The organism is Paraburkholderia sp. BL6665CI2N2 (genome assembly GCF_004366535.1).
In the GTDB taxonomy this organism is placed as follows: domain Bacteria; phylum Pseudomonadota; class Gammaproteobacteria; order Burkholderiales; family Burkholderiaceae; genus Paraburkholderia.
This window is the reverse complement of the sequence record NZ_SORC01000001.1, coordinates 380,255-392,697: the sequence shown is the minus strand read 5'-3', so window position 1 is coordinate 392,697 and position 12,443 is coordinate 380,255. Positions and strand designations below refer to the sequence as shown.

8 protein-coding genes are annotated in these 12,443 nt (G+C 64.2%); 3 read left to right on the top strand and 5 right to left on the bottom strand.

The window, feature by feature from the left end:
• The first annotated feature begins 296 nt into the window (after nucleotides 1-296).
• Nucleotides 297-1,487 carry an O-succinylhomoserine sulfhydrylase gene (locus tag B0G81_RS01700; protein WP_134132924.1) on the top strand — a complete coding sequence of 397 codons (1,191 nt, stop codon included), beginning with the start codon at nucleotides 297-299 and terminating at the stop codon, nucleotides 1,485-1,487.
• 162 nt (nucleotides 1,488-1,649) lie between these two features.
• On the opposite strand, the gene B0G81_RS01695 is transcribed toward B0G81_RS01700, so the two are convergent.
• Both B0G81_RS01695 and B0G81_RS01690 read right to left on the bottom strand, forming a co-directional pair.
• On the bottom strand, nucleotides 1,650-2,429 hold the full coding sequence (locus B0G81_RS01695; RefSeq protein ID WP_134132919.1) for an AraC family transcriptional regulator: 780 nt from the start codon (nucleotides 2,427-2,429) through the stop codon (nucleotides 1,650-1,652).
• A gap of 32 nt (nucleotides 2,430-2,461) precedes the next feature.
• Nucleotides 2,462-2,803 (bottom strand): FKBP-type peptidyl-prolyl cis-trans isomerase, encoded by a 342-nt coding sequence (locus B0G81_RS01690; protein WP_027803023.1) that lies wholly within the window; start codon nucleotides 2,801-2,803, stop codon nucleotides 2,462-2,464.
• A 185-nt stretch (nucleotides 2,804-2,988) separates the two neighbouring features.
• Here B0G81_RS01690 and B0G81_RS01685 point away from each other — a divergent pair, with 185 nt between their 5' ends.
• Nucleotides 2,989-3,810, top strand: coding sequence for a HAMP domain-containing sensor histidine kinase (locus tag B0G81_RS01685; RefSeq protein ID WP_134132915.1), 822 nt, complete (start codon nucleotides 2,989-2,991; stop codon nucleotides 3,808-3,810).
• A 92-nt stretch (nucleotides 3,811-3,902) separates the two neighbouring features.
• Nucleotides 3,903-5,246 carry a hemolysin family protein gene (locus B0G81_RS01680; protein WP_134132913.1) on the top strand — a complete coding sequence of 448 codons (1,344 nt, stop codon included), beginning with the start codon at nucleotides 3,903-3,905 and terminating at the stop codon, nucleotides 5,244-5,246.
• A gap of 138 nt (nucleotides 5,247-5,384) precedes the next feature.
• Here B0G81_RS01680 and treY read toward each other — a convergent pair whose 3' ends face one another.
• Genes treY through treZ form a run of 3 tightly spaced genes read right to left on the bottom strand, consistent with a single transcriptional unit; the run spans nucleotide 5,385 to nucleotide 12,360 of the window.
• Entirely contained in the window at nucleotides 5,385-8,240 is a 2,856-nt protein-coding gene (gene treY / locus B0G81_RS01675) for a malto-oligosyltrehalose synthase (protein WP_134132910.1), read from the bottom strand.
• A complete protein-coding gene (gene malQ, locus B0G81_RS01670) occupies nucleotides 8,237-10,441 on the bottom strand; it encodes a 4-alpha-glucanotransferase (protein WP_134132908.1) in 2,205 nt (734 codons plus the stop codon). The genes treY and malQ overlap by 4 nt, the downstream gene beginning before the upstream one ends.
• Nucleotides 10,438-12,360, bottom strand: coding sequence for a malto-oligosyltrehalose trehalohydrolase (gene treZ, locus B0G81_RS01665; protein WP_134132903.1), 1,923 nt, complete (start codon nucleotides 12,358-12,360; stop codon nucleotides 10,438-10,440). Before treZ ends, malQ begins: the two co-directional genes overlap by 4 nt.
• Nucleotides 12,361-12,443 lie beyond the last annotated feature (83 nt).

Genomic DNA, 12,443 nt, shown 5'->3' with positions numbered 1-12,443 from the left:
CTCCTGGCACGGCACGCTGCACGCCGTGCCGGGAGCGTGTTAGCATGACGGCTTGCGTCGATTTGAACTCAGCTTGCGGACGCGGGGCAACCCGAAACAGCTAAAGCGAATGGTGGAAAAGCCGCATTCATCTACCTCCGCTCCAGCTTTCCCCGCACATGAAGCCCGCTTATGCCGACGCAAAAGCGGGCTTTTTTGTTGCTGCGATTCGGCTTGATGCGCTCAGCTCACTTCATGTGAGCATGTGAGCCGCAGACACCCACCGCAGCCATGGAACATTGGAAACCAGAACCAACATGGACGACTCCCTGAACTTCGACACGCTGGCAGTCCGCTCGGGCACGGTGCGCAGCGACTTCAACGAGCATTCGGAAGCGATTTTCCTGACCTCGAGCTTCGTGTTCGAGAGCGCCGCCGACGCCGCCGAAAAATTCAAGAATTCCGAAGACAACTACACCTACTCGCGCTTCACGAACCCGACCGTTTCGATGTTCCAGGATCGCCTGGCCGCGCTCGAAGGCGGCGAAGCCTGCATGGCGACGGCGTCGGGCATGGCCGCGATCATGTCGGTGGTGATGTCGGCATTGCAGGCGGGCGACCATCTGGTCAGCTCGCAGGCGCTGTTCGGTTCGACGCTTGGCATGTTCTCGCAGATCTTCAGCAAGTTCGGCATCACGACCACGTTCGTCGATCCGACCGATCTGGACGCGTGGAAAAACGCCGTGCGTCCGGAGACGAAGATGTTCTTCCTCGAAACGCCGTCGAATCCGCTGACCGAGGTTGCCGACATCGAAGCAATCAGCAAGATCGCCAAGGCGTCGAACGCGCTGTTCGTGGTCGACAACTGTTTCTGCAGTCCGGCCTTGCAGCAGCCGCTGAAGCTCGGCGCGGACGTCGTGATGCATTCGGCCACCAAGTTCCTCGACGGTCAGGGCCGCGTGCTCGGCGGCGCGCTGGTCGGCTCGAAGCAGTTCATCATGGAAAAGGTGTTTCCGTTCGTGCGCAGCGCCGGGCCCACATTGTCCGCGTTCAACGCATGGGTGTTGCTCAAGGGTATGGAAACGCTGTCGCTGCGCGTCGAAAAGCAGTCGGCGAATGCGCTCGAGATCGCGCGCTGGCTGGAAGCGCATCCGGCCGTGAATCGCGTGTTTTATCCGGGGCTTGAATCGCATCCGCAGCACGCGCTGGCCATGCGTCAGCAGAAGGCGGGTGGCGCGATCCTCTCGTTCGAACTTAAGGGCGACACGCCGGAACAGATGCGCGCGAATGCATGGCGCGTGATCGACAACACGAAAATCTGCTCGATTACCGGCAACCTCGGCGATACGCGTACCACCATCACGCATCCGGCTACAACCACGCATGGTCGCGTGACGCCGGAAGCGCGCGCGGCGGCGGGCATTAGCGAGGGCTTGATCCGTCTTGCCGTCGGACTGGAAAACGCCGGCGATATCCGCGGCGATCTGGAGCGCGGTCTGGCGGGTTGAGTGAAGAAGGTTCGAGCGACAAAGGCTCGAATAACAGTGTGAAGCAGGACTAGCGGGCCGCTCCGTTCAGGCGGCTCGCGCAACGAGCTTCATTGCGGTCCGTCAGTGCAATAGAGCCAACGCGGCGAGACTCAGTGGAATGACAGCTGGTGCGGCGAAAACTCAGTGACGCAACGTGCGCCACTGACCGGGCGCCAGTCCGAAACGCCGCGTGAACGCGTGCGTGTACGCGCTCTGATCGCCGAAGCCGATATCCAACGCGATATCCGTCAGCGAACGGCGCGGATCGGCGAGCAGCGCGAGCGACGTATCGAGCCGCAGCCGCTGCAAATAGCGATGCGGCGTCTCACCGAAGGCCTCGATAAAAAGTTGATGAAAGCGCCGCATGCCGAAGCCGCAATGCGCGGCGAGGTCGGCGATCCGCAAAGGCTCCGATAAATGCGCGCGCAACCAGCGGTCGATACGCGTAAAGTCGAGCCCCGCGCCGGATGCCGGCGCGCCAACCGATGCGCCCGCGTCGGCCACCAACGCCGCGCCGAGGCGCGCGGCCGCGTCCCAATGAAAACGCCGAGAGTCGAGATCGTCGCCGAGAGCGTCGCCGGTCGCGTGCGCCGCGATGCGTTGCACGAGTTGCGCAAGCGAGCCCTCCACACGGACGGCCCGCGCGCGGTCGAACAGGCGTTCCGGTACGGCCAGCGATGTGGCCGGCAAATCCAGCACTAACTGCCGGTTTTCGCCGACGCCCACGTAATCGTGCCGCGCGCCCGCCGGGATGAGCCAGCCGGAGCCGGCATCCAGCCGTTGCGCGATGCCGTCCACCGCCATCACCATCGCGCCGTCGAGCCCGAGCACGACCTGGTGAAAGTCGTGCACGTCCGACGCTTCGATCGCGCCATAGCGGCGCAGCGAAACGCTAGGAGCGGTAACGGCGGCGTGGCTCATCGACGGTGCGCAGTGACAGGACAGCGTAAAACTTAGACGCCCAGCAATTCAACTTCGAACACGAGCGTTGCGTTCGGCGGAATCACGCCGCCCGCGCCGCGCACGCCATAGCCGAGTTGCGGCGGGATGGTCAGTTTGCGTGTGCCGCCTACCTTCATGCCTTGCACGCCTTCGTCCCAGCCCTTGATGACCATGCCGCCGCCCAGCACGAATGCGAACGGGTCATTGCGGTCCTTGCTCGAGTCGAACTTCTGGCCATCGGTCAGCCAGCCGGTGTAATGCACGCTGACGGTCTTGCCGGCCACGGCTTCGGCGCCGGTGCCTTCAACGATGTCTTCGTACTTCAAGCCGGATTCGGTAGTCACAGTCGACATATGTCGCTCCTCAGGTCAAAACGTAAAAACCGACATTGTAGGCGTGTTGGCGCCGCATGCCGAGGATTGCCGCGTGGCACACGGATTGCGTGCCAGTTGGCCGTCCGGCCAGGCTGGTCGCGCCGGACGGCATGCCTATAATGGGGCTTCTTTCAACCATCGTGAACTGCCTGAGAGGCTCGATCGTGACAACGTCTTCAACCGGAACTGCCGGCGAAAAGCCGACCCCTTCCGGCTTCGCCGTATCCGAACGCACCGCGCATCTGCGCGCGGAAACCGCCCTGTTCATGCGTGACCATGTGCTGTCGCTGGTGTCGCATGATCTGCGTGGTCCGTTGAATGCCATTCACAGCTGGGCGTATGTGCTGGAGCGCAAGCTCGACGCGAACGATCCCAACTCTCAGCGCGCCGTCACCGGCATTCGCAATGGTGTAGACCAGCAGGTCAAGTTGCTCGAGACGATCGTCGACGCTACGCGCGCCGAAACCAAATCGCTGGCGCTGAACCATGCGTCATTCCCGCTGCATCCGTTGCTCGATGAAACGGTGGAAGAAGTCCGCTCGGGCCTGGCTCGCACGCGCGGCGTGGAAGTGTCGCTCGACTCGCAACTCGCTACCGAACAACTCAACGGCGACCGCGAGCGCCTCGCTGCCGCGCTATGGCTGATGCTGACGTTCGCGGTCGAAACGAGCCCGGAAGGCGCCACGGTCGTCCTGTCCACGAAAGCCGACACGAGCACGTGGCACGCCAGCCTCGCGTACGACCCGAACAGCGCCGCATTGCTGGATCCCGCCTTGCCTCATGTGCTCGAAGCGTTTGCCCGCAAGCAGTCGCGCGAGCCGCGCGAAGCGAAACGGATCGCGTGGGTGCTGGCGTTGTGTAAGCGCGTCGCGGAAGCGCATGGCGGCAGTTTCGAGCAAGGCGAAGCAACCGGCGGCGACACAGCCGGCAGCAATACCGCCACGCTCGCGCTACGCATCCCACTGAGCGCAACCGCCGCAAAGTGAGCGGTTGGCTCAGCCACTTCGTTCGCACGATTCAGATTTCACCGAGCTTTCACCCTCTATACTGACAACTTTTGTTGCCGGAGCCTTTCGCTTTGATCCAGGTTGTCGCCCTTATCGGTGCGTTGTTTCTCGTTGCCCTCAACGGCTTCTTTGTTGCCGCTGAATTCGGTCTGGTCAAACTGCGGCAGACACGCGTTCAAAGCCTCGCTGCCAAACATGGCATGCGCGGGCGTCTGCTGGCCAAAGTGCACGGGCGCCTCGACGCCTATCTGTCGGCCTGCCAACTCGGCATCACGCTGGCATCGCTCGGGCTCGGCTGGATCGGCGAGCCCGCGTTCGCGGAGTTGCTCACTCCGGTCTTCAGCCTGCTCGGCGTGGAGTCGGAGAAGCTGATCCACGGCATTTCGCTGTTCTTCGCGTTCTCGTGCATTTCGTTCCTGCACATCGTGGTGGGCGAACTGGCGCCGAAGTCGCTGGCGATCCGCGAGGCCGAAAAGGTTTCGCTCTGGGCCGCCACGCCGCTCTACGGCTTTTACTGGGCCATGTATCCGGCAATCTGGGTGCTCAATTCGAGCGCCAGCGCCGTGCTCAAACTGGCCGGCCTCGACGCCGATCACGGCCACGACTCGCACTACTCCACCGACGAACTCAAGCTGATCCTGCGCGGCCGCCGCGCCAACGTCGCCACGGAACTGGGTTCGACGGATGGCGCCTACAGTCAGGACGAGTGGAACACGATCGCGCACTCGCTCGATTTTTCGCGCATGACCGTGTCGGACCTCATGCGTCCGGCCTACGAAATGATCGGCTTGCGCCGCGATTTGCCGTTGCGCGAAAACATGCAGGTGGTGGCGCGGCATCGCTTTAGCCGTTATCCGCTGTTCGAAGACGCATCCGGCGAACGCGTGGCCGGCATGATCCACTTGAAGGACTTGCTGTTGGCCCGTCATGCGGGCAGCACGCTTGAGGATCTCTCCAAATACGCTCGGCCCGTGCAATACGTCACGCCGGAAATGCCGGCGCTCGAATTGTTTCGCCGCTTCCGCAAGGGCGCGCCGCACTTCGCGCTGGTCGGCCATAAGCGGGAGAAGCCGATCGGTTTCCTGACACTCGACAATCTGCTCGGCGCGCTGGTGGGCCAGATCCACGACGAGTTCCGTCAAGGCGACGCCGACTGGACGCGCATGGACGACGGCACCTTGATGGGCAAGGGCAGCTTGCCGGTGGTGTCGCTGGAACGCGCGTTGGGGATTGACATCGACGAAGGCAAGGCCGAATCGGTCGGCGGCCTCGTGATTCAGGCGCTGAACGATTTGCCTAGCGAAGGGCAGAGAGTCGAGTTCGACCGCTTCGACGTCGTGGTCAAGAAAATGAAAGGGCCGCGTATCGTGCTCGTGCGGGTTTATCCGAAAACCTTCGACGACGAAGGCGGTTGAGCGGAGATAGCGCTACTTTGGGCGGCGGGGCGCTAGTCTCGGTCATGCCGCGTGGCCGCCTAGCCGACGGACGCCTGAAACAAAAAGGCGGCTGAAGCACGTACGCTCCAACCGCCTTCATCAACAAAATCTGCAAGATCACCCGCGCGGCACGCCATCCTCCACCAACACCGCGACCGGCATTGCACCCAGCGCGTCGCGCAGATACAGCAGACCGTTTTCATCGACCTTCGGCGCAGCGGGACTCAACCAGTCGAATAATGCTCTCGCGGACAAATCCGACGGCATCTCCAACGCGGTGTCTTCCCATTTCGCCGGCTCGACCATCGGCAAGTCACTTTCCTCGCCGAGCAATCCAGCCGCGAGCCGGCTCGCCACCACCACGGCCCACGCATTGCCATGCCGCCGCGCAAACGCGATCACGCTCGACGCGTGCTTGCCGCGCACCGCAAGCGGCAGATACTCGCTCTGACTCAACAATTCCGGCAAATGCGCCCGCAACGCGAGCACGCGCTGCACCACCGCGAGCTTCACTCGTCCATCGCGCCAGCCCGGCAAGAATTCCGACGGCGGCGTTTGCACGAGCCACGCCTCGCGTTTGGCGAAATCGACGGGCCGGCGATTGTCCGGATCGACCAGACTGAAGTCCCACAACTCGGTGCCCTGATAAAGATCGGGAATCCCAGGCGATGCCAGCCGCAGAACCGTCTGCTGCAAACTATTGAGCGCACCGGCACGCCCGATTCGCGCGACGAACGCGGACAACTCCTTCAGGAAGCCGTCGCGCCGTTGCGGCGCGAGGATGTCGAACAGGAAATCGCGGCAGGCGGCCTCGTACGCTTCGTCGGGTGCGAGCCAGTTGGTTTGCAGCTTGGCTTCGCGCAGCGCCTTCAACTGCCATTGCGCGACGCGCTCGGCTAGCTCCTTTACGCCGGCTTCGTCGTCGGGTCGCAGATCCGGGGGCCAGCAGCCCACCAGCGTTTGATAGAGCATCGCTTCGGCGGCGGGGCCGGGCGCCCAGTCGTAGCTCGTGTCCTGGCCGACGCTGCTGACGGAATTGCCGTCGAGCGCGCGACGCTGCGGCGCATTCAATGTGGACCACGCGCGCAACGTCGCGCTCCAGTCGCGCGCGATCTCGCTCAACACGGCAAGCCGTGCGCGCACGTCTTCGCCACGTTTGTGATCGTGCGTGGCGGTCGCGAGCATCGCGTGAGGGAAGCGCTGCGAGCGCTCCAGATTTGCCGCATGAAACGCTTCGACCGACAACGCGAACTCGCCCGGGTCCGAGCCGACCTCATTGCGCGACAACAGCCGGCCGTAGCGATAGCACGCCGTATCCTCGACCGCCTTCGCGGCGACGGGCGCGGTCAACTGCGAAAACAACGTCTGCGCGGTGCGTCGCGCGGAACCGGCATGGCTCGGCGGTGCACCGTTCTGACCTTGCGGTGCCGAGCCGCCGCGGCCGGACGGCGGCTCTTCGGCGCTGCCGCCAAGCCACGCGTTCACACGCTCGAGCGCGACGAGGTCCGCGCGCGAAAGTGTGCGACGCGCGCCCTCCAAAGCCTGGTCGAAATAGACGTTATCCGTCGCGCTGCGCAGACCGTTCTGCGGATAGATTCGATACACCGGGAAATGCACGACCAGTTCGGTCAGCACTCGCCGCAGCGTCGTGAAAGTAAAGTCGCGCGTGGCCAACGAATCGCGCGCAATGCGATGCAGCGCGCGCGCCGCGCGGTCGAGTTCCGCAGAGAGATTTTCCGCGAGAATCTTGCGGCGCGCGACCAGCGCTTCGTCGGCAAAACGCGGGCTGCGGCCGGTCAGTTCGGTCCACGTTTGCGCGAGCGGTTCGGCGCCGGCCGGATCGTGCAGCAGCGCGCCCACGTCGCTCATGAAATCGTAGCCGGTCGTGCCGTCCACCGGCCAATCGTCACGCAACGGTTCGCCGCGTCCGAGAATCTTCTCGACCACCACATACGGCGTGGTGTCACGCAGTTCCGTTAGACGCTGCCGCAAACGCTGGCAGTATTCACGCGGCTCCGCGAGGCCGTCAACGTGATCGATACGCAGGCCGTCCACCACGCCTTCCTGGTACAGACGGAAGGGCAGCGCATGCACGGCCTCGAACACTTCGGGCCGTTCCACGCGCACACCGGCGAGCGTCGAGATGTCGAAGAAGCGCCGCCAGTTCACCTCGTCGGACGCGGTGCGCCACCACGCCAGGCGAAAGTGTTGCCGCTCGATCAGCCGATGCAGACGGTCACGCGTCATGGGGTCGTCCGGAGGATACGCCTGCAGCGCGATCTCGATCGCCGACTCACCGTTTTGCGCGACGAATTCGCGCAGCATGTCGCGACCTTCGGCGGCGCGCGCATGATCGTTGGGCTGCGTCGTGAGTCCATGGAAGCGCTCGGCGAGCGCGTTGAGATCGGAGCGGTCGGCGCTTTGCAGGATCGACGCGTAATCGGTCGGGCATACCGGAAACACGTGCGGGCCGTAGCCGATGTAAAAGCGCCCAATGTCGGCCGCGAAATGCAGCGCGATGCGGCCCGCCGCGAGTTCCTCGCCGTAGGCCGCGCCGAGCGTGGGCAGCAGCACCTTGCCGCGCAAGGCGGGATCGGGCGAATGCCAGTCCACGTCGAAATGGCGCGCATAGGCGCTATGACGGCCCCATTCGAGAATATCGAGCCACCACGCGTTGCTCGATCCGCCGACGCCCATATGGTTGGGCACCGTGTCGATGATCAGCCCCATGTTGTGCGCGCGCAGTTTGTCGACGAGGCGCTTCAAACCCGCCTCGCCGCCGCATTCGGCGCTGACCTGCGTGTAATCGACGGTGTCGTAGCCGTGCATCGAGCCCGGCTCGGCCGTCGTGATGGGCGACGCGTACACGTGGCTGATGCCGAGCGCGGCGAAGTAGTCGACGTGCTTGGCGGCATCGTCGAAGGTAAAGCCTCGATGAAACTGGAGGCGAAGCGTGGAGCGCGGGACGGTCATGGCGTATCAGGCTCCGAAGAAGCATTGGAAGAAGGAACCGGGGCGGTCGCGGCGCGGCGCGCGCGGTCGACCGCGAGCAGCCGGTCGCAGAACGTGTCGTCTTCGAATAGTTCGTCGATCGGCACGCTCACGCGGCGGCGCCAGTTCGGATGTTCGTCGATCGAGCCGGGCAGATTCGGCTGCTCGACTTGCGCGAGCAAATCCTCGAGCGGAAACGTGACCAGCGGGCCGGGCGTCGCGGCAACGAAGGCGAGCGCTTCGTCCACGGGCGCGCGGTCGGGCGGCGGCGCGGCGACGTCGGGCGCGGCCACGCCCGCCAGTTGGAAAGCTCGCCACAACTCGGCGCGATCTTTCGCGCGCTCTTCCTGAGCGGCTTCTTCGGGATCGCGGCCGTCGGCGCGCGCCATCGTCTGGCCGATCTTGTTGCGCCATGTGATGTCGCTGCCGCGCCACCAACCGGCAACTGTCGGCAGATCGTGCGTGGTCGTGGTGCCGACCGCATTGCGGTCCCAAGCCGAAGGCGGCTTGAATCCTTTGCCGTCGTGCGCGCCTTCGAACCACAGCACGCGAATGCCGGCGATGCCGTGTTCCTCGAGCCGCTCGCGAAAACCTGGCGGCACCGTGCCGAGATCTTCGCCGATCACGATCGCGCGATGCCGCCACGATTCGAGCGCGATCAGCCGCAGCAAGTCTTCGAGCGGGTAGCGCAGGTACGCGCCGTTACGCGCGCTTTCGCCTTCCGGCACAAGCCACAGCCGCCGCAAGCCGAGAATGTGGTCGATGCGGATGCCGCCGGCGTGCGCGAACGCCGCGCGCAACATGTCGATGAACGCGGAGAAGCCCTGCGTGCGCATGGCGCGCGGCGAGAACGTGGTGAGTCCCCATGCCTGACCGGCCTGGTTGAACAGATCCGGCGGCGCGCCGACCGATACGCCTTGCAGCATGTCGTCGCGATACGACCATGCATGACTACCGGCGCTATCGCAGCCCACCGCGAGATCGGCGATCAGGCCGACGGCCATGCCGGCATCGCGCGCCGCATGTTGCGCGTGCGACAAACCCTTGGCGGCCAGCCATTGCAGGAACAGATGGAAATCGACCTCGTGACGGTTGCTCTCGGCGAAGGCTTCGACTTCCGGGCTGCGCGGATCACGCAATGCCTCGGGCCAGTTGCGCCAATGTCCATTGCCGCCTTCTTGCGAGAGTTGCGCCGCCTGCAACGCTTCGAAGCGCGCGTGGTCTTCGAGCGCGCGTCCGGCGCGTTCGCAGAAGCCGTGAAACTCCAGCGCGCGCGGCGTGTTTTGCGCGCGTTCGTGTTCGCAGAATTGCTCATACAGCGCGCGCAAGACCTTCAGCACGACCGCGTTCGGCCAGTCGATCAGCGGCAAGCGTTCGAGTTTCGACCACGCCTCGCCGGCCTGGGCGGCTTCGAGCGCGGCGTGGGCCGCATCCGCGCCGAACACGGCGGCGGGATCGATATGGGTGACGTTCAGCCACAAACGCGACGACGGCGAATACGGGCTGAAGCGCTCCGGCTCCGCGCTGAACATCGCATGCGTCGGACTGACGGCGAGCGCATGCGCGCCACGCTTCGCGCTTTCCACGGCGATTTGCGCGAGCGCGGAATAGTCGCCGATGCCGCCGTCGCCTGTACGGCGCAAGCCGTACAACTGCGCGGCGATGCCCCAAAGTGGCGGCGCGGGCGTGTTATCGCCGCCTGCGTCATCGCGCAGTGTGCGCCAGGCGTCGGCGACCGTGTAGCAGCGCGGCGGCGCCACAGCTAGCGTGATGCGTTGTTCGTGGATCACGAGCGTGTGATAACCCGCTTCGTCGATCGGTGCGAGTAAGGCTTCTTCGCCTTTGGGCGCTGTAAACCGGCCGTCGATGATCGAGCCGCTTTCCAGTTCGATCCGATAGTGGCTGCCGGATTTGATCGCCGCAATGGGCAAGGCGATGCCGCGTCCGACTTCCGCGGTCATCAGCGGCGGCAGTTTACGGCCCGACAATTCGGCTTCCAGTGCGGCGGCGCTGTGGCGGATTTCCGTGGCGTTGCCGCACGGCAATCCCATCCGTTCGAGCAATACGGTAAGTGTGCTTTCAGGCACACGCTGCGTCGTATGGTGCGCATCCTGCCATTCCACCTCGAAGCCGGCGCGCGAGGCGAGAGTGACGATCGTGTCGTGAGGGCGTCGGGTAGTCACGCGTGGCGCTCCTGTTGTCCCGCGACGCGAGCATCGTGGCCGATGGCGTAGCCGCAGACGTCGCCCGTCAACCATGCGACGAACGCATGCGGCGGCAACACGCTGACTTCGACCTGTTCGCGCGCGCGCGGCGGCGTTTCGAAAATCACCTTGCCGGCGGGAATCTCAGTGCACGCCACGCTCTCTTTCGCGAGGTTCAGCGCAACCGATAATGTCTCCCCGTCGCAGAGTTTCCAGCGCGCGATCAGCGCATTGGCGTCGCCGCCATTCGCTGCGGTCAGCACGGTCGCGCCGCACGACTTGCTGTGTTGCAGGCGCGGCGTGATCAGCTTGGCGCGCACGGCAAGCGCGGACTTGTAGAAGTGCATCCACTCGAGCCGGTCTTTCGCTTCATCGCTGTCCTGCTTCGCCGCTTCGTGCGACGCCGGCGGCGATGAGGCCTCGAACGTCTTGACGTCGTTCGGATCGGGAATCTGGGCGCGGCGTTTCTCGTCGCTGAACGAAGAAAAGCGCGCGAATTCGCGGCGGCGTCCTTCGCGGACCGCGTCGGCGAGATCGCCGCTGTAGTCGGTGAAAAACAGGAACGGTTGCGTCGAGCCGTATTCCTCGTCCATGAAAAGCAGCGGGATTTGCGGCGACAGCAGCAGCAGGCCGGTGGCGGCGCGCAAGGCATCGTCCGTGGTCAGCTTGCGCAGACGCTCGCCGAACGCGCGGTTGCCGATCTGATCGTGGTTCTGCAGGAACATCACGAACGACGTGGGCGGCAAATGACCGCTCGCTTCGCCACGCGGCTTGCCGTCGTGAATCGGCGATGGGTCGCCCTGATACGCAAAGCCTTCCGACAGCACGCGCGCAAGACGCCGGATCGGCTGGTCTTCGTACGCGTGGTAATAGCCTTCAGTTTCGCCGGTCAGCAGCACGTGCAGGGTATTGTGCGCGTCGTCGTTCCATTGCGCGTCGAAATGCGTTTCCAGCAGGCTCGCGCTGTTGTGCTCGTTTTCCAGCACCAGATGCACGTGCCGGCCGTGCTGCACTTTTGCGCGGATATGGTCGGATAATTCGCGCAGCCACGCATGGTTGTCGATGGCGTGCACCGCGTCGAAACGCAACCCGTCGAGCCGATATTCGTTGATCCAGTAGACGGCGTTATCCGTGAAGAAGTCGCTCACTTCGTTGCGCTCGAAATCGATCGCCGGGCCCCACGGTGTATGCGTGCCTTCGCGGAAAAAAGAGCGCGCGTATTCATGCAGATAATTGCCGTCCGGGCCGAAGTGGTTGTAGACCACGTCGAGAAACACCATCAGGCCGAGACCATGCGCGGCGTCGATCAACGCTTTCAACTCTTCGGGGCGGCCGTAAGCGGAATCGGGCGCATACGGCAACACGCCGTCATAGCCCCAATTGTGCTTGCCGGGAAAGTCGTTCAACGGCATCAATTCGATGGCGGTAACGCCGAGCGCGGCGAGTTCCGGCAGCCGCTTTTGCACGCCCGCATAACCGCCCATTGCGCCGACGTGCAACTCGTACAACACCGTTTCTTCCCAAGGCCGGCCGTGCCAGTTCGTATGTTCCCAACGGTACGCACGCGGATCGATGACTTCGCTCGGCCCATGCACGTCTTGCGGCTGAAAACGCGACGCCGGATCGGGCACCGCATGCTCGCCATCCAGCCGGAAGCGGTAGAGGGTGCCTGCGCCGCTGTCGACGCTCGCTTCGAACCAGCCGTTGCCGGCGGGCGTCATATCGTGCGCGCCTTGCGCGGGGCCGTTTTCGATTTCCACCTGAACGCGTTGACAGGAAGGCGCCCAGAAGCGAAACCGCGTGCGTGGCTTCGCGCCCGTCGCGCCTAGCAGCTGCGCGCCGAACGGCAGACAATGCGCGTGATGATGCGCATGAGGATCAATCGGACTTTCGGACATGATTCGTCACCATTCAGTTTTTGCTTTCGAGCCGCGTGTTACACGTCGCTCGCCGGCGCTGCCTGAGACACACGCACAACGCG